Genomic DNA, 18,637 nt, shown 5'->3' with positions numbered 1-18,637 from the left:
TTTTGGAGTTAATTTTTTACAAGATTGATATATAAAACGAGCGGTTTATTGCTGTTTGTAATAAGGAGTATGCATGAGCCTATCGGAAATTAAACCGATTGCCATTGAGGATGAGTTAAAGAGCTCATATCTCGACTATGCGATGAGTGTAATTGTTTCTCGTGCATTACCAGACGTGAGAGATGGCTTGAAGCCAGTTCACCGTCGTGTGTTATTTGCAATGCACGAGCTCGGCAATGACTATAACAAAGCTTATAAAAAATCTGCGCGTGTAGTCGGTGACGTTATCGGTAAATATCACCCACATGGTGATTCTGCGGTGTACGAAACAATTGTACGTATGGCTCAAGATTTTAGCTTGCGTTATCAATTGGTTGATGGTCAAGGTAACTTCGGTTCTGTCGATGGCGATAGTGCAGCAGCAATGCGTTATACCGAAGTTCGTATGCGTAAGTTAACCCATGAACTTTTAGCTGATCTTGAAAAAGATACCGTTGAGTGGGAAGACAACTACGATGGTTCTGAGCGTATTCCTCAGGTGATGCCTACACGTGTTCCTAACTTATTGGTGAATGGTGTAACGGGTATTGCAGTCGGTATGGCGACCAATATGGCGCCACACAACATGACTGAAGTTGTGAATGCGTGTTTGGCTTATGCAAATAATCCGAATATCAGTATCGAAGGGTTGATGGAACATATCTCTGGTCCAGATTTCCCGACTGGCGGTATTATTTATGGTAAATCAGGCATTGTAGATGCATACCGCACAGGTAAAGGTCGTCTGCATATCCGTGGTAAATACCATTTTGAAGAAGATCCAAAAAACGGTCGTACCACGATTGTCTTCACTGAAATCCCATATCAAGTCAACAAAGCAAAAACGATTGAGCGTATTGCTGAGTTAGTGAAAGAGAAAAAGCTTGAAGGTATTTCTGAGCTTCGTGATGAATCTGACAAAGATGGCATGCGTATTGCGATTGATTTAAAGCGTGGTGAAAACGCTGAAGTGATCGTGAATAATCTGTTCCAAAATACGCAGCTTGAAAACTCTTTCAGTATTAATATGGTTTGCCTAGACAATGGCCAACCGAAGTTAATGAATTTAAAAGATATCATTGCTGCTTTTATTCGTCATCGTCAAGAAGTCGTTACACGTCGTACCATGTACGAGCTACGCAAAGCACGTGAGCGTGGTCATATCTTAGAAGGTTTGACGGTTGCACTTGCAAATATCGATCAAATTATTGAAACCATCAAAACGTCTGCAAACCCTGCCGAAGCTCGCGAACGTTTACAAGCGGGTGAGTGGGCCGCGGGTGGTGTAACAGCTTTACTTGAAAAAGCAGGTTCTGTTTCAGTTCGTCCAGATGTGATCGAAGGCGAAGACCTTGCCAAACCATTTGGCTTTGATGGCAATATCTATCGTCTATCACCGACGCAAGTGGGTGCGATTCTAGAATTACGTTTACATCGTTTAACGGGTCTTGAACAAGATAAGTTACACGCTGAATATTCTGATATCTTGGCACAAATCGCTGAGTACACGGCGATCTTGAATGACTTCAATTTATTGATGGATGTGATTAAAGAAGAGCTTGCTTTAATTCTTCAAAATTACGGCGATGCACGTAAAACATCGATTATTGAATCTCGTATTGATTTCTCCCGTGAAGATTTGATTCCAGAAGAGCAAATGGTTCTGACGGTTTCAAAAACTGGTTATGCGAAAACTCAACCACTGTCTGATTATGCTGCTCAGCGTCGTGGTGGTCGTGGTAAGTCTGCAACAAGCATGAAAGAAGATGATTACATTCAACATCTGATTGTAACGTCGAACCATGCGACAGTGCTTTGCTTTACCAATGTTGGTAAGGTTTATCGACTGAAAGTATATGAAGTGCCACAAGCATCTCGTGGCTCTAAAGGTCGCCCAATGGTGAACTTGCTACCATTGGATGAGAATGAAACGATTACAGCAATCTTGCCTGTCATTGATGCACCGAAAAAATTTAAAGATCGTTTAACAGATTTCAAAGCGTTTGTGAAAACCAATGCAGCCAAACTTCAAGAAAATGAAGTGATTAATGGTCATTTTGTAGAGCTTGAAGCGGCACTCAATGATTCAGAAGACGGTGCAGATGATATTTCGGAAGCATTGCGTACGCAGTTAAAACAGCTTGGTCTAGAACTTTCTGCGACTGATCTGGATGACGACATTATCAATGACTTTGCTCAGCAAGCAGAAGCAGTTCGTAAGAACTTCTATGTGTTTATGGCGACTGAGTACGGCACGATCAAACGTGTTGAGTTAGAACAGTTCTCTAATGTTCGTTCTAACGGTTTACGTGCGATTGAATTGAATGGCAATGACACGTTGATTGGTGTTGCGATTACGGATGGTGAACAGCAAATTATGTTGTTCTCTAATGAAGGTAAAGCAATCCGCTTCGCTGAGACTGATGTACGTTCAATGGGTCGTTCTGCTAAAGGTGTACGTGGTATGCGTGTCACCATTGGTGCGGCAGCGTTACTTGAAGAAAATGATGATAACGACGTTGATTCTGATGATGAAGATGGTTCAGATTCAGCATTGATCAGCCGTATTGTGTCATTGGTGGTTGTGCCTGAAACAGGTGAAGTGCTGTGTGCTTCTGAAAATGGTTATGGTAAACGTACCCCTGTAGATGACTTCCCAACCAAGAAACGTGGCGGTAAAGGTGTGATCGCAATCAAAACTTCTGAGCGTAATGGTCAGTTGGTTGGTGCGGTAGCGATTGATGAAACCAAAGAATTGATGTTGATTTCTGATGGTGGAACTTTAGTCCGTACTCGTGCTTCTGAAGTGGCTCAAACCGGTCGTAACGCTCAAGGTGTTCGTCTAATCCGTCTAGGTAAAGAAGAATTGCTTGTGGGCGTGGTGTCAGTTGAAGCTGTGGAAGAAGAGGAGTTTGTAGAAGCCGTTGAGGGTGCAGAAGTTTCAACAGATTTAGTTGAAAATACTGAAGCACAGGAAGTGGATACAACGGATAATGATGAAAAGTCTACAGATGAATAATCTGTAGAAAATTAAAAAAAAGGACGCTGAGGCGTCCTTTTTTTATTAATTGGTTTAAAGCCGCATTATTGAGTAGAGATTTATTACAAGTATAGTTAAGTTCCATATATTGATTTTATGGAAGATGTATCTTTTATAAAATAAGAAATATAAAACAAGTTAAATTTTTATAATCCAAGGGTAAGCAATGAAAATGTTGAAGCAAATCCTATTGTCTGTCCTATTACTAGGATCACTAACAGCATGTTATAAGTCGGAATCGGCGACTGGTCATGAAGCTGTGGTTTCTAAAGATAAAGAAAGGGCTGCAAGCGCTGTCTATCGTGGCTTAATGTATGGAAAGCTTGAGCAAATCCAACCTTATGTGTCGGTTGATCTATATGAAATATTATCAACCGATTCAGCGCAACTAAAACAAATTCGAGCCACGATTCCTAAGCAAGAGATACTGGAAAAAGAAGTCTATGCAACCAAGTCGAAAATGAACTTACTTTTTTTTAAACATGAGCCATTAGAGGTGGTTTATCATTATAAGTATTCAGATAAAATAGTGGTCTATACGGTTCATTTTGATCATAAAACGTCGCAGATTGTTGAATTTACAATACAGAATACTCCTATGTTCGTAATTGAATAGAAATGGATCAAAGTCTATGTTAGATATTGAACGTGGTGTGATTAAAAATTTATCTATGATCTTAATTGAGTTTTTAACTATAAATAAAAATTTGCATTGAAATTATTGAAGCTTAAATTAATGCAAGCTATGGCGATCTATGATTAAATGCCATGATTTTACTGTGTTTCACTTTGAAAGGAAAAAACATGCGCGCGTACAACTTCTGTGCTGGTCCAGCTGCATTACCCACTGCCGTTTTAGAAAAAGCTCAAGCTGAAATGCTCGATTGGCAAGGTAAGGGACTTTCCATTATGGAAATGAGTCACCGTAGCAAAGACTATGTCGCTGTCGCAGAAAAAGCAGAAGCAGATTTACGTAAACTCATGAATATCCCTGAGAATTACAAAGTGCTGTTCTTACAAGGTGGGGCATCATTACAGTTCTCTGCGATTCCACTGAATTTGTTGGGTAAAAACAATAAAGCAGATTACATTCATACAGGGATTTGGTCTGAAAAAGCTTTAAAAGAAGCACAGCGCTATGGCGACATCAATGTCGTTAAAGCAGGTACAACGATTGATGGTAAAAGTGCAATTACAGATCAAAGCACTTGGAATTTATCTGATGATGCAGCCTATGTACATTATGCAGATAATGAAACCATTGGAGGTCTTCAGTTTGCTGAAATCCCAAAAACAGATAAACCATTGGTTGTAGATTTATCTTCAAGTATTTTATCTGCACCGATTGATGTAACAAAGTTTGGTTTAATCTATGCAGGTGCTCAAAAGAATATTGGTCCTGCAGGTTTAACATTGGTCATCATTCGTGATGATTTATTGGATCAAGCAAAGCCTGAAATTCCAAGCATTCTGAAATATGCAGACCAAGCAAAAAATGATTCTATGGTAAACACACCATCAACCTATGCATGGTATTTATCGGGTCTAGTATTCGAATGGTTGTTGGCGCAAGGTGGGGTAGAAGCAATTCATAAAGCGAATATCGCTAAAGCTGAATTGTTATATGGCTATATTGATTCTAGTGATTTCTATGCCAATCCAATTGCAGTAGAAAATCGTTCGATCATGAATGTGCCATTTACATTGGCGAAGCCTGAACTTGAAAAGCAATTCCTTCAAGAAGCTGAAGCACATCATTTGTTGAATTTAGCAGGTCATCGCTCTGTGGGTGGTATGCGTGCAAGTATTTACAATGCTGTACCTTTAGCAGGTGTTCAAGCACTTGTAAACTTTATGGATGATTTTGCCAAGCGTAATGCTTAATGCTTATAAAATGATTTAAATGTTCCTATAAAAAGCCCTCATATTTGAGGGCTTTTTTGAATTCATCGATAGGAATCAAAACGATTTGATTAAAGTAAAACTAGAATGTTGGTAAAATGCCAGTCATGTGTAAAATTATCGCGGACAGAAACATACCTAAAACAAAAAAGCAAAAAGCACCCGTGTCCACTCGAAAACGAAGACTGCTATGTGAGATTAGAGTTGTTGATTGTTCCGGTATAATTTTCATTTAGGAGCCTAAATTCTAATTTATAGTTAAATCCTATTTATTTGATGTATTTTTAGCATAAATATTCGCCTGAATCCATATGTTTCCACGAATATATTGTCCAATTTCGAATTTTTTATATAAATTATCTTTAGTTGCGATTCGAATCAGGGTTGCAGGCTGATTTTCATCTAAAATCAAGGTCACATCGTAGAGTGTAAAGGTATCATTCATAAATGACATTTCGGTTTTGCCGACAACTTTACCCTGAAACCAAGCCTCATCTTCTAAGCCCATTGTTTCGCCGTACAGATAAGCCACCATCTTCGAAAAATCAACAGTCACAGGCTCTTTGTCGGCTTCAGTTGTAGGTTGCCATGCATCAATTTGTTCTTGCAAGTTGGAAGGTGCAACACCCTTATTTTCACTTAAAATTTCATTTAAAGCACGGTGATGTTTAATCGATGCAGGATCATCCACAATGATTTGTTCATGGTCAGAAACTTTTTCTAGTTCATAAGCCCAAGCATTGAGTTGAACTTTATATTCTTGGTCTTTCTCATATTGGTTGTGATTGACTGAATAAAGAGAATCAAAAGCATAGACGACACTATTAGGGCTCACCTGAAGTTGCAACACAGCTTGTGTATTTGACTTACACGTGATAATTCGGTCGATTTTGGCTGAAAGTGTATATGGACTATTAAAAATAGGGAAAGCCGTCTTCACTGTTTTAGGCTTATTGCCTTCAACTTCGATCACTTGTGCAAATTGAACAGATGATTGATTTGGGCCTTGGATCAACCAAGTAGATGGATCCATATCTGCTTCGTTTAAACACAGTCCCATTGGCATCACAGGAGCATCTAAAGCTAGACCTAACCATTTTGGAACTTCGGTTGCTGGGTTGTCTGTAAGCAAATTCCAGTGCTCTACGTGGCTTCCAAAGTTTTGATCTTCAATGGTAATGATATCTGGTCTATTTTGATTGTTCATATGCTCATTTTGATAGTGAGTGACTTATGACATTAATATCGTGGGTAAATGCTAGATTTCAAGTCCGAATATGTTTTTTTGTGATTTAAAGCAGAGATTTAGATGGATTTCTTTTTCAAGGCTAAAAAAAGAGCACTGAATGTGCTCTTTTTAAATTGGTGATTGAATTAAAATTTAAAGGTTATGTCGGCGATGAATCTTCTACCTTCTTCTGAGTAAACTTTATTATTGGTACTGACAGCCTTATTTTTTTTATTTAAAAGATTACTTATCGTAAGACCAATAATAATATTTTGGGTGGCGGTTAAGTTCCAATTATGGGTGACACGAGTATCCCATGTAAATTTGCTTGGGAAGTTTTCTTTCTCATAGATTGTTGCTGTTATATCACCAAAATCTAGACTATTTTTTGTAGCTGTATAATTTGTTGAGCCTGAACGATAATTGAAGAAGTTATTCAATGTCCAAGATGATTGAGGTGATTGAATTAACCAATTAAGTCGAGCAGTAAAAGGAGAATCTTTGGTTGGGATGTTACCAACTTGGTATAAGGTGTGATCTGCATACGCCCACTTATCTTGGCTAGTACTGTTGTTATCACGATATGTCGAAGTATAGGTTTCATCTTTAACATAACTGAGTCCGAGATTTAAGCTTTGCAATGTACCCCAGACGTTATATGGCACTATATTACCTACAGTAAATGCATATGTTTCTGCTTGGCCTGAATCGATATTTTCATAAGATTTAAGGAGTGCATTTTGACGTATCGTATCTTTAAAATCTCGATTCACCCATTTTAACCCCCACTGTAAATTAGCGATTTCACCGTTTAATCCAAACATAAGTTCATTACTATAAGGCGTATCTAAATCGGTTGCTTTTGTACCTTGAGATTGTTCAAGTTCAATTTTCCATCCGAAATTATTTGAAGCATCCCATGTTGAATCATATTGATCAGCACGTGCTATTGACCCTTTATAGGGGTTTTGTTTTTCTTGTAATTCAGTAATTAAATAGGTCGACCCATAATAACGGTTAAAACCACCTATTAGTTTAAGCCTTGAATTATTAAAAGGGCTGTATTCAATATTGCTACGAGGGGCGAAGTTAAGATTTGAAGCTAAGGAGTCATAATCTGCACGGATACCGAAACGCGCTTTAATATTATGCCAAATGATTTGGTCTTCAACGAAACTAAACCATTGATCTTGTCTGGCTGTAAGTTTTGCAGCACCATACCATGTACCATTTTTTAGATATTGACCATTCCATTGCTGTGTATTTTTATCGGATGTACTTGGTTTATAGGATAAATCAGCTTCTGAGCATAAGATATCTCCTATTGCACATTCAGCATCACCTAAATTGCCACGACTCGGTACTTTATTTCCAAATTCATCTTTTAAGTCTTCATATTTACCTTGGCTATTTAAAACTCTCTTATAACCAGATCCTGTATAGGCTGCATGGTCTGTTGGACGATCCCATGTCCCTTCATTGTGTTTATAACCTGCACCCATTTTAAATTGGTGGGTTGTACTTTTGAGTTTTATAGGATTAAAAGTGGCTTTAACATCATAACTTAATGTTGATTGCTGGTTGATTAAATCACCACCACTACCTCCTTCGTTAATAGATGTGGCACTCTTTGAGTTAGGAATCCAATGTTTGTCACCTTCGGCATATGCCCAAGTAACGGAATAATCCTGATCAATTTTTCGCTCTGAATCAGTTGTGCGGTAATTTAAATTATTTTCCAATTTGAACTGATCAAAAAGATGCTCAGACTGTATAAAAAAAGTATTGGTAACCGTATCTATGCTGTAATCTGAGCGAATATTGTTCGATAAATAACCATCACGGTTGTAGTCAAAATGGTCAAAACCAAATTGGTATTTGCTTTTATCATTAGGAGCGAAAAATGCAATTAGACCTATACTATTGTTATTTTCTTCAGTATCAATTGTTTTATCTGAATAACCACTTAAAACTGGAATGATTGAATTACGCATGCTTGAATTTAAGCTTAGCCCCCATTTTTCATTCACATTTCCATAGAGGGTTGTACTTAGACTATATATATCGTATTCACGGTGATATTGATTGGAAGTCACATTTTCAAGTTCTTCGGATTCTAATTCTTCATCAACATCAGCAAAGTTAAAACGAGACCATGCACTGGTGGTGTAATCAAAGCTAACACTACCATGTATTTTACCTACTTCTGTTTTAGGAGCACATGTTCTTGCAGAAATAACGCCACCTAAAAAATCACCATGTTCAGCACCCGCATTACTGTCAATGACTTCGAGTTCACAGATTAAATCGGTATTAATATTCGCTGTTTGTGATTGAGAGGGAACACCTGTGTAAGTAGTATCGGCACTTTCTCCAACCGGATCAAAGATATTTGATGTATTTACCCCGTTGATGACAAATTTATTATCATAGAAATTTGCACCATTGATACTTATCTTTTCAGGTGCTAAAGAGGCTTGCTTTCCAGCGTTTAAAGACTCTCTAGTAAATTGAACATTTGGATTTGTTCTTAAAAATTCACTAATTGTTTTTTTGCCATTAGGCATGTTTTCTAATTGCTCTTTTGTATAAACAGTTTTACCGACCTCATTGTTTTTATCAGCTTCAACCACAATGGTATTTAGACTGACTAAAGGATCGTCATTGTTGGTTTGAGTCTGGTTTTCGTTAGCAAATGCAGGCGTTGTTAATGTAGCAATGATAGCTAAACTTAATTTTGAGCGAACGAAGAACATAGTGAGATTAAAGATAATAATAACGAGATTGATTATCATTAAATAATTATAATTAATCAATAATAATGAGAATTATTTGCAATAGAAATAAACAATTAACTCATCGCTCTTAGGTATAAGAATAAAAAAAGATTTTTAGAGGGGAAGGGTAAAACGAGATTGGCGTCCCTACGGGGATTCGAACCCCGGTTACCGCCGTGAAAGGGCGATGTCCTAGGCCTCTAGACGATAGGGACGTTTAGAAGTAGCGGTATCTTATTGATCCGCTACCAAAGTGTCAAGCAGGTGAGGGCTGAGTTTGTTCAAAATATAGCAGAACAGTTCTGCAGTTTTCTGAGTGTCGTATAGTGCAGAGTGTGCCTCTTTACCATCAAACTCAATTCCAGCTTGAATACATGATTTTGCTAACACAGTTTGACCAAACATCACCGCACTGAGAGTCACTGTATCGAATACAGAAAAACTATGGAAAGGGTTTTGATTTTTAGTCCCTGTACGTGCAATCGCTGCTTTTACAAAACCTAAATCGAAGTGTGCATTGTGACCAACAAGAACTGCATGTGTACATTCTTGTTGCTTACGAACTTCATTGATCGCTTTAAACATCCGCTTTAAGGCAGATTTTTCATCTTCAGCCATAGCAACCCGCATAGGATTGAAAGGATCAATACCAATAAAGTCTAATGAGCGTCGATCAAGGTTTGCACCTTCAAAAGGATTAATATGTGCATGGTGAGCTTCACCTGGAACAAATTGACCTTCATCATTGTAAATAATCGGAATACATGCGATTTCAAGTAATGCATCAGTATCCGCATTAAAACCTGCAGTTTCTACATCAACAACGACTGGCAAAAAGCCACGAAATCGTTGTCCAATCACAGGTTGTTTTTCAGTTGTCACACCTTTCTCCAATGGATGGTTTTACCCGCATATAAAGGAATGATTTTCTCTCCATCCAGATAGTCGAAACTTTCAGGGATGATTTGATCTTCCTTCACAAGTGTAATGGTATTGGTATTACGAGGTAAACCGTAGAAGTCAGCACCAAAATGGCTTGCAAAACCTTCTAAACGTTCGATTTTGCCCACTTGATCAAATGCTTGTGCATAGAGTTCAATCGCTGTTGGTGCACTATAGCAACCTGCACATCCACATGCATTTTCTTTCGCATTTTTAGAATGCGGGGCACTATCAGTACCTAAGAAAAATTTAGGGTTGCCACTGGTTGCCACTTCAAGCAAAGTTTGTTGATGTGTTTGGCGTTTTAAAATCGGTAAGCAGTAAAAATGGGGCTTTACACCGCCAACCAGCATATCATTACGATTAAACAATAAATGCTGTGGAGTAATGGTTGCAGCAACATGGCGATCATGTTCTAACACAAAGTGAGCTGCTTCGCTGGTTGTGATGTGCTCAAGCACCAATTTTAATTTTGGAAATTGTTTTAGCAATGGCGCTAACACTTCATCAAGGAAACGTTTTTCACGATCAAAAATATCAACGTGATTATGGGTCACTTCACCATGCAGTAATAAAGGAACTTGATATGCCTCAAGTTGCTCAATTACGCTATACACTTTGCGAATGTCGCTTACACCATTATCCGAGTTGGTGGTCGCACCAGCAGGGTATAATTTGATTGCATTTACAAACTCAGAATCTTTTATTTTCTTGATTTCATCTGGTGAAGTTTGATCTGTAAAGTAAAGCACCATACGTGGATCAAATTGAACCCCTTCAGGCACATGTGCCATGATGCGTTCACGATAAGCATTTGCTTCTTCAACTGTTTTAACTGGGGGAACGGTATTCGGCATACAGATCGCACGGTGAAATTGTTGTGCAAGATCAGGAACAGTTCGTTTCAGTGCAAGCCCATCACGTAAGTGAGCATGCCAATCATCAGGTTGCAGCAGAGTAATCGTATTCAAGGCAATATACTGAAAAAAATAAATCAAATGATAATCGAATTCTCCCTAAATTGATAACCACAAAAATGAATAAAGCCCATTAATCATGCAGAACTAAAACCATATTTTTTAGAATGGTTTGCTTTCGTATGTTTTGTATTCAATTTGAGCTTGGATTGAATATGAGATGCTTGAATAGTACTGAATCGTAGTCAATTCTCGTTTACAAATTAATTGTTAGACTAGGTTTTATTAATCTTAATATAAGTGTGATATATGTCTCGTATGTTTAATGAGTTCATAAAATAATATTTTGATTTAATTGAATAAATGTTAATCTATATCTATAAGCAATCATAAAATATTAATGGAAAAGGAAAGTAGCTTCCTCGTACATTATTTAAAAATATGAAATTAGAATCAGACGTAGATCAGCTTCAAATTCAAAAAGCGAAGATAGAACAGCTGCTTGAGAATCAGAAGCTCAACATTAATTCCAAGTTTGATGCGGATTTCGAAGCACAGTTTTGGAAGGATCGTGAAGATCGTCTTGTTAAGATGATTGTTAGAGCAATTCGTCCAGCGATTATCATTTTTATTATTTTTGAGCTCATCAGTTTACCGCTTAATTATTTAACCACGACACCAGAACACCGTTTTCATGACGTTGGTTTGACCATGATTTCATATTCAGCGGGATGGATCGCGTTATTTACTATCTTTGCTATGGCTAAAAGACCTGCATGGAATAAATATTATGCACAAGTTGTCGCAAGTATTATTTGCTTTGGATTAACGATTGTCCAAAGTGTTTTATTATCTACCCATGCATTATCAATGACTTGGCGTGGAACACTGATTATTGCTTTTGCAATCATGTTCGCCTATTTATGTTCTGGGCTGCGACCAAGAGTCACTTTTTTAGCATCAATCAGTGCAGGATTGTTGACTACTATTTTCTTAATATTGACCGGATTTGATTTACCAGCTTGGGTGGTTACGAATACTTTAATTTTATCGAATCTTGTAGGTTTGGCTTTAGCAACATTAACAATTTCTACTGAAAGAATTCGATTTTTACAATCGATTATTATTGATTACGATAAGCAAATTTATTCGAAATTAAATCAGCATTTTATTCTTTTAAGTCATCAAGATACTTTAACCTTATTAGGTAATCGACGTGGTTTTGAACAACAATTGAAAGCGTGTATTGATCATACCAAACTGACGAATTCGCCATTCGCCATTTTGTTCATCGATGTTGATTATTTCAAACTATATAACGATCTATATGGTCATGATCATGGTGATAATGCGTTGATTCGCGTTGCGCAAACTTTGCTTAGACACATTGATGAAGGTGATACTGCGATTCGTTATGGTGGTGAAGAATTTGTGGTTTTAATTAAAGACACAACCCGTGATGAAGCAGAAGCTATTGCAAAAGATATATTGGAAGATGTTCGCAATCAAAAAATTGAGCATAAAAACTCATCAATTGCTGATTATCTAACGGTAAGTATCGGTCTGACTTTGTATAATGGTGAGGACGATGTCACTTATCCGGAAATACTTAAATTGGCAGATCAAGCACTGTACTTGGCGAAAAATGAAGGGCGAGATCGTTATCAGGTGCTTAAGATTAATAGTACTTCAGATTTGTATCAGACATCTTAAATTCACAATTAAAAATTATTACTCTGCGCTTATGTAGCTTATGTAGCTTATGTAGCTTATGTAATAGGATAAAGTTGTTTTTTGAGCATTAACAAAATATTTTTAGTTGTTTTAACAATCAGTAATAAAAAACCGCTCAGTGAGCGGTTTTTTTGCTTTAAACAAACTTATTTGTTTTTGTCTTTCAACTGTGGAACAGCAGAACCTGTACCTACAGCCAATAAACCAGAGTTTGTATAAATACCTAGTTTTTGACGTGTATCAGTAATGTCCAAGTTACGCATGGTTAACTGACCAATACGATCCATTGGGGAGAACATCGAATCACCTTTTTCCATCGTTAAGCGTTCAGCTTCGTATGTCAGGTTTTCAGATTCAGTGTTCATGATGGTGTAATCATTACCACGACGAAGTTCTAAAGTCACCGTACCTGTCACTGCTTTCGCAACCCAACGTTGAGCAGTTTCACGAAGCATTAGCGCTTGAGAATCGAACCAACGACCTTGGTACAATAAACGACCTAAACGTAAACCGTTAATGCGGTATTGTTCGATCGTATCTTCGTTATGAATACCTGTTACAAGGCGCTCATAAGCAATATGAAGAAGCGCCATACCCGGAGCTTCGTAAATACCACGAGATTTCGCTTCAATAATCCGGTTTTCGATTTGATCCGACATACCTAGACCATGACGACCACCGATACGGTTCGCTTCAAGAATGAACTCAACTGGATCTTCAATACGACGACCGTTGATTGCAACAGGGAAGCCTTCTTCAAAAGTAATTGATACTTCTTCAGCTTTCACTTCTACATCATCTTTCCAGAATGCAACGCCCATGATTGGATCAACGATTTTGATACCAGCATCAAGATATTCAAGATCTTTCGCTTCATGCGTCGCACCCAACATGTTTGAATCTGTTGAGTATGCTTTCTCTTTTGACATTTTATAGTCAAAGCCATTGTCGATCAGGAACTGTGACATTTCTGCACGGCCACCGAGTTCGTCAATGAAAGTTTGGTCTAACCAAGGCTTATAAATTTTAAGCGCAGGGTTGGTCAATAAACCGTAACGGTAGAAACGTTCAATATCGTTTCCTTTATACGTAGAACCATCACCCCAGATATTTACATCATCTTCTTTCATTGCTGTAACAAGCATAGTACCTGTTACTGCACGACCTAATGGAGTCGTGTTGAAGTAAGGAACACCGCCAGTCGAGATGTGGAACGCGCCACATTGAATTGCAGCAATCCCTTCGAGCGCAAGCTGTAATCGGCAATCAACTAAGCGAGCTTTCACTGCGCCATACGCTTCCGCTTTTTTAGGAATCGCATCGTAGTCGTCTTCATCAGGCTGACCTAAGTTTGCTGTATAAGCATAAGGTTCTGCGCCTTTTTGTTTCATCCACAAAAGAGCAGCCGAAGTATCTAGACCACCAGAGAAGGCAATACCCACTTTTTTGCCAACTGGGACATTCTGCAAGATAGTTGCATTATCAGTCATTGTTAATCCTAATGATAGAAAATAGGTACCAAGAAAAGGTGACCTAGGAGAATACATATTTCTTTAATTGTAGCACTTTTGAATGCAGAATTTTTCTTTAAAAAGTCACTCTACTCAAAAATATTAGATCAAAGTCATGACTTTAATCGTTTCAGAAAATGTTAATTTAATAAAATAGGATGGTTCTTGAGTAGAAGAATCACTAGGAATTAGATTTAAAATGCTGAAAATACCGGGATTGATGAAATAATGATTGAAGAATTACCTCCTAAAAACAAGGTGTTGTCATGGTTGCACTATATCGTTGCGGTGGTTGTCGTTTTTGATGCGGTATATATTTTAAATTACAGCTTGGATTTATCTCAAGACAATTCGAGTTACTTGATTGGAAGTGTGGTCGGGAAGATCATTTTAGTGGCGCTACATGTAACCGCTGCCAAAACAGTGAAAAATGGTCGGACGAAAGATCGTATTTTTTCTCTATTTCTCACATTGTTTGTTTTGGCTTCATTTCCAATTGGGACAATGATGGGCATCGTGATGCTATTCTTTATATTTAAGTGGCAAGCTGAAACGACTAAATCGACAGTGGATGGTTCATAAGATTAAAAAGATTCATAACTCGTGTTTTGTGATTCGAAGCATTCAAGCGATTTCTTGATAGAGGAAATTGACTTTAGGGTCAGCAAAAAAAAATTATCAGTCATCCAATATTTAAAAAAACACGTTAATATTTTATGCAACAAGTTGCAAAGCTTATAATTAAAGGACATGCCATGACAACTCGCTATGCAAATATATTAAAACCATTAGATTTAGGCTTCACGACCCTTAAAAACCGTATCGTGATGGGTTCAATGCATACAGGCTTAGAAGACCGCTTTTATAATTATCCAAAGTTAGCCGCTTATTTTGGGGAGCGTGCAAAAGGTGGGGTGGGCTTATTGATTACAGGCGGTATTTCACCTAACCGTTCTGGATGGCTGCTTCCTGCTGGCGGAACGATGAATACTTTGGGTGATGTGGCGCCGCATCGGTTAGTCACCCACGCCGTGCATAAGCATGGCGCCAAAATTTTGATGCAGATTTTGCATGCAGGGCGTTATGGATATCAACCATTTGTTGTTTCTTCAAGTCCAATTAAGTCACCAATTTCCCCATTCAAACCTCGTCAACTATCTGAAAAGCAAATTCTAAGTACGATTGATGATTATGCAAACACGGCCAGTATTGCTAAAAAGGCGGGATATGATGGCGTTGAAATCATGGGTTCGGAAGGCTACTTACTGAATCAGTTTCTAAGTCGTCATGTCAACCAACGAACAGACCGTTGGGGTGGGGATATTGAAAATCGTATGCGCTTTGCTGTCGAAATCGTAAAAGCTATTCGAGCAAAAGTTGGTGAAAAATTTATTATTTGCTTCCGGTTGTCGATGCTTGATCTTGTTCACGACGGTAATACCATGGATGAAGTGATTGTCGTTGCTAAAGCTTTAGAAAAAGCAGGTGTAACTTTACTGAACACGGGTATTGGTTGGCATGAAGCACGTATTCCTACGATTGTGACCTCTGTACCCCGTGCGGCATTTGTTGATTATACCGCTGAAGTTAAGAAGCATGTTTCAGTTCCTGTGATTGCTTCAAACCGAATCAATATGCCAGATACCGCTGAAGAGATTTTGGCGACAGGCAAGGCTGATATGGTTCAAATGGCTCGTCCATTACTTGCTGATCCTTTTTGGGTGAATAAAGTTGCGACGAACCGTGTTGATGAAATTAATACGTGTATCGCATGTAACCAAGCCTGCTTAGACCACACCTTTAAAAATAAACGCGCAACCTGCTTGGTGAATCCGCAAGCCGCTTATGAGACTGAGCTGGTTTATCTCAAAACGAAGAAACCTAAAAAAGTCGCTGTTGTTGGTGGTGGTGTCGCTGGGATGTCTGCTGCGACTGTGGCTGCAAGTCGAGGTCATCAGGTGACATTATTTGAAGCGAGTCACGAAGTCGGTGGTCAGTTCAATTTAGCCAAAGTTGTGCCAGGGAAAGAAGAGTTTCACGAAACCATTCGTTATTTCAAAGTTCAAATTGAAAAAACAGGCGTAGAGCTTCGTTTGAATACCAAAGTGAATCGTGAGCAACTTGAACGTGAAGGCTTTGAAGAAATTATTGTTGCAACAGGTGTTATTCCTCGTGCACTAAAAATTGATGGCAGTGATGCACCACAAGTGCTGTCATATGCTGAAGTTTTACGTGGCGCACCAGTGGGTCAAAAGGTTGCTGTCATCGGTGCTGGAGGTATCGGGTTTGATGTCTCTGAGTACTTGCTTAAACCTGAAAATCAACCACAACCGCAACCGTTAGAAGATTGGAAACGTGAGTGGGGAGTAGATCCTAATCCGAACTATTTGACTGAAGGTGGTTCTGTGCCTGCACAGGTAGATCATCCTGTACGCGAAATTTATCTACTGCAACGTAAAACCACACCTTTAGGTGCTGGCTTGGGTAAAACGTCGGGTTGGGTACATAGAGCACAATTGAAAAAGCATGCAGTACGCATGCTCCGTGGTGTCCAGTATAAAGCAGTAACGGATGAAGGTTTATGGATTGAGACGGATGGTCAAGCACAACTTTTACGTGTGGATACCGTTGTTGTATGTGCAGGTCAAGAGTCTGTAAAAGACATCATGCCTAGTGAAACAGATAAAACACTGGCAAAATTCCACATTATAGGTGGAGCAAAGCTGGCTGCTGAGCTTGATGCTAAACGTGCAATCCGTGATGGCGCTGAAATTGCAGCCAAAATTTAATGCTTTTGAGTGTTTTTGCTGAAACATTATGCAGTTAGATGCTTTAGTTGAATTTTTTACTTGTCATACTACGAAAAGCTTCGTATTATGGCGCACATGGAAGCGTGGCAGAGCGGTTTAATGCACCGGTCTTGAAAACCGACGAGGGCTTATACCCCTCCGTGAGTTCGAATCTCACCGCTTCCGCCAAATTCAAAAAGCCCCAATCGAAAGATTGGGGCTTTTTTATATTTTACTTATAATAAAAAATCTTATTTTTCATATTTAATGATCTGATTTTAAAAGATTTAATTAATTTTTTTTATAAATAGAATAAGTATATCTAATATTAATGGTTCAACATTTTTTCGATCATTTTTAGACTCATACTCTTAAGCATGGATAAAATAATTTTTAACCATAAGAAACTTAATAGAAATATAAAATGTTAGGGAGGTGTATTTGAATTGGATATATATACAGAGTGTTTTACCTCAGTTTTATACTGCTACGCTCACCACACTAAAGATCTCGATCATTGCGATTATCATTTCGATCATCGTGGGCTTAGTTTGTAGCCTGATTACGATTCATCGTGTTTTTATTTTGAGTAAAATCGTTGCCATTTACATCGAGCTTTCAAGAAATACCCCACTATTAATTCAGCTTTTCTTTCTGTATTACGGCTTACCTAAAATGGGTTTAAAAATTGATGGATTTACTTGTGGAATTATCGGATTAACTTTCTTGGGTGGAAGTTATATGACTGAAGTCTTTCGTGCAGGGTTACAAGGGGTGTCAGAAGGACAGATTGATTCAGCCAAGAGCGTGGGTTTAAGCTCATTTCAGGTCTTTCGTTATGTCACTTTGCCACAAGCTTTGGCGTTCTCTATTCCTGCCATTGGCGCAAATTGTCTATTTCTGATTAAAGAAAGTTCAGTTTTAAGTGCCATTGCCATTGTTGAACTTTTATTTGTCACCAAAGACTTGATTGGTATGAATTATAAAACCACGGAAGCACTGTTTTTATTGATTTGTGCTTATCTCATTATTCTATTGCCTGTCTCGGCATTGACCCGTTATTTCGAGTATCGCAGCCGGAAGGTCAGCCATGGGACTTGATTTTCTATTTCAACCCAGCCATGTGCTCAGGCTGCTCTCTGGTTTATGGGTGACGATTCAAATTGCACTGATTTCGGTATTTCTGTCCGCCTTATTGGGCGCCGTTTTGGGTGTGATGATGACCTCAAAAAATGTGCTGATCAAAATCCTCTGTTTTATCTATTTAGAAACGATGCGCGTCATTCCGATTTTGGTTTTGCTGTTTGTTTTCTACTTTGGTTTTGCAACATGGTTGAATTGGCAATTTTCTGCATTTTGGGTCTGCATCTTTGTCTTTGTCCTCTGGGGAACCGCAGAAATGGGAGATCTCGTCAGAGCAGGGATTACTTCTATTGATCAACATCAACGTGATTCGGCTGCCGCATTAGGGTTGAGTACATTTCAAGTGCTTATTTTTGTCGTATTCCCACAAAGTTTAAAAAGAATAACACCAGGTGCGATCAACTTATTTACTCGAATGGTGAAAACCAGTTCTTTGGCGGTGTTAATTGGCGTGGTTGAAGTCTTAAAAGTGGGGCAACAAATTATTGAAAATTCGTTACTGGTTGTCTCGAACGCCTCACTTTGGATTTATGGCTTAATTTTCTGTATGTATTTTATCATTTGTTATCCCTTATCACTGTTATCGCGCCATTTAGAGAAAATTTGGGAATAGCC

General features: G+C 38.4%; 13 protein-coding genes and 2 tRNA genes. 9 read left to right on the top strand and 6 right to left on the bottom strand.

Going from position 1 to position 18,637, the window contains the following annotated elements; genetic code table 11:
• Positions 1–73: 73 nt before the first annotated feature.
• From gyrA to serC, 3 genes are all read left to right on the top strand, one after another.
• Entirely contained in the window at positions 74–3,058 is a 2,985-nt protein-coding gene (gene gyrA, locus AC5YCE_RS00590) for a DNA gyrase subunit A (protein ID WP_496170386.1), read from the top strand.
• A 187-nt stretch (positions 3,059–3,245) separates the two neighbouring features.
• Positions 3,246–3,695, top strand: coding sequence for a hypothetical protein (locus tag AC5YCE_RS00585; RefSeq protein ID WP_496170384.1), 450 nt, complete (start codon positions 3,246–3,248; stop codon positions 3,693–3,695).
• A 188-nt stretch (positions 3,696–3,883) separates the two neighbouring features.
• Positions 3,884–4,963 (top strand): 3-phosphoserine/phosphohydroxythreonine transaminase, encoded by a 1,080-nt coding sequence (gene serC, locus AC5YCE_RS00580; RefSeq protein ID WP_496170382.1) that lies wholly within the window; start codon positions 3,884–3,886, stop codon positions 4,961–4,963.
• Positions 4,964–5,246: 283 nt separating this feature from the next.
• On the opposite strand, the gene AC5YCE_RS00575 is transcribed toward serC, so the two are convergent.
• The 5 genes from AC5YCE_RS00575 to pyrC form a co-directional block, all read right to left on the bottom strand.
• Positions 5,247–6,188, bottom strand: a complete 942-nt coding sequence (locus AC5YCE_RS00575; protein ID WP_496170380.1) for a hypothetical protein — start codon at positions 6,186–6,188, stop codon at positions 5,247–5,249.
• A gap of 167 nt (positions 6,189–6,355) precedes the next feature.
• On the bottom strand, positions 6,356–8,965 hold the full coding sequence (locus tag AC5YCE_RS00570; protein ID WP_496170378.1) for a TonB-dependent receptor plug domain-containing protein: 2,610 nt from the start codon (positions 8,963–8,965) through the stop codon (positions 6,356–6,358).
• A gap of 160 nt (positions 8,966–9,125) precedes the next feature.
• A tRNA-Glu gene (locus AC5YCE_RS00565) sits at positions 9,126–9,201 on the bottom strand.
• 19 nt (positions 9,202–9,220) lie between these two features.
• Positions 9,221–9,880 carry a ribonuclease T gene (rnt, locus tag AC5YCE_RS00560; protein ID WP_496124993.1) on the bottom strand — a complete coding sequence of 220 codons (660 nt, stop codon included), beginning with the start codon at positions 9,878–9,880 and terminating at the stop codon, positions 9,221–9,223.
• Positions 9,865–10,899 carry a dihydroorotase gene (gene pyrC, locus AC5YCE_RS00555; protein ID WP_496170376.1) on the bottom strand — a complete coding sequence of 345 codons (1,035 nt, stop codon included), beginning with the start codon at positions 10,897–10,899 and terminating at the stop codon, positions 9,865–9,867. Before pyrC ends, rnt begins: the two co-directional genes overlap by 16 nt.
• A 387-nt stretch (positions 10,900–11,286) precedes the next feature.
• Here pyrC and AC5YCE_RS00550 point away from each other — a divergent pair, with 387 nt between their 5' ends.
• A complete protein-coding gene (locus tag AC5YCE_RS00550; RefSeq protein ID WP_496170374.1) occupies positions 11,287–12,558 on the top strand; it encodes a GGDEF domain-containing protein in 1,272 nt (423 codons plus the stop codon).
• A gap of 167 nt (positions 12,559–12,725) precedes the next feature.
• On the opposite strand, the gene argG is transcribed toward AC5YCE_RS00550, so the two are convergent.
• Complete coding sequence (gene argG / locus AC5YCE_RS00545) at positions 12,726–14,069, bottom strand: argininosuccinate synthase (protein WP_496124990.1); 1,344 nt, start codon at positions 14,067–14,069, stop codon at positions 12,726–12,728.
• 249 nt (positions 14,070–14,318) lie between these two features.
• On the opposite strand from argG, the gene AC5YCE_RS00540 reads away from it, so the two are divergent.
• The 5 genes from AC5YCE_RS00540 to AC5YCE_RS00520 all read left to right on the top strand — a co-directional run bounded on the left by AC5YCE_RS00540 (position 14,319) and on the right by AC5YCE_RS00520 (position 18,635).
• Positions 14,319–14,672: a hypothetical protein gene (locus AC5YCE_RS00540; RefSeq protein ID WP_496170372.1), complete on the top strand. Its 354-nt coding sequence runs from the start codon at positions 14,319–14,321 to the stop codon at positions 14,670–14,672.
• A 173-nt stretch (positions 14,673–14,845) separates the two neighbouring features.
• A complete protein-coding gene (locus AC5YCE_RS00535; protein WP_496170370.1) occupies positions 14,846–16,879 on the top strand; it encodes an FAD-dependent oxidoreductase in 2,034 nt (677 codons plus the stop codon).
• A 98-nt stretch (positions 16,880–16,977) separates the two neighbouring features.
• Positions 16,978–17,068, top strand: a tRNA-Ser gene (locus tag AC5YCE_RS00530).
• A gap of 252 nt (positions 17,069–17,320) precedes the next feature.
• Positions 17,321–17,980: an amino acid ABC transporter permease gene (locus tag AC5YCE_RS00525; RefSeq protein WP_496170368.1), complete on the top strand. Its 660-nt coding sequence runs from the start codon at positions 17,321–17,323 to the stop codon at positions 17,978–17,980.
• Complete coding sequence (locus AC5YCE_RS00520) at positions 17,970–18,635, top strand: amino acid ABC transporter permease (RefSeq protein WP_496124986.1); 666 nt, start codon at positions 17,970–17,972, stop codon at positions 18,633–18,635. The genes AC5YCE_RS00525 and AC5YCE_RS00520 overlap by 11 nt, the downstream gene beginning before the upstream one ends.
• The last annotated feature ends 2 nt before the right edge of the window (positions 18,636–18,637 follow it).

Source organism: Acinetobacter sp. CY79 (assembly GCF_059515845.1).
This window is presented reverse-complemented; position numbering and strand designations above follow the sequence as displayed.

Coding starts and splice junctions, on each gene's coding strand:
- gyrA (WP_496170386.1), top strand. CDS start 74: ATGAGCCTATCGGAAATTAAACCGATTGCCATTGAGGATGAGTTAAAG.
- AC5YCE_RS00585 (WP_496170384.1), top strand. CDS start 3,246: ATGAAAATGTTGAAGCAAATCCTATTGTCTGTCCTATTACTAGGATCA.
- serC (WP_496170382.1), top strand. CDS start 3,884: ATGCGCGCGTACAACTTCTGTGCTGGTCCAGCTGCATTACCCACTGCC.
- AC5YCE_RS00575 (WP_496170380.1), bottom strand. CDS start 6,188: ATGAACAATCAAAATAGACCAGATATCATTACCATTGAAGATCAAAAC.
- AC5YCE_RS00570 (WP_496170378.1), bottom strand. CDS start 8,965: ATGTTCTTCGTTCGCTCAAAATTAAGTTTAGCTATCATTGCTACATTA.
- AC5YCE_RS00550 (WP_496170374.1), top strand. CDS start 11,287: ATGAAATTAGAATCAGACGTAGATCAGCTTCAAATTCAAAAAGCGAAG.
- argG (WP_496124990.1), bottom strand. CDS start 14,069: ATGACTGATAATGCAACTATCTTGCAGAATGTCCCAGTTGGCAAAAAA.
- AC5YCE_RS00540 (WP_496170372.1), top strand. CDS start 14,319: ATGATTGAAGAATTACCTCCTAAAAACAAGGTGTTGTCATGGTTGCAC.
- AC5YCE_RS00535 (WP_496170370.1), top strand. CDS start 14,846: ATGACAACTCGCTATGCAAATATATTAAAACCATTAGATTTAGGCTTC.
- AC5YCE_RS00520 (WP_496124986.1), top strand. CDS start 17,970: ATGGGACTTGATTTTCTATTTCAACCCAGCCATGTGCTCAGGCTGCTC.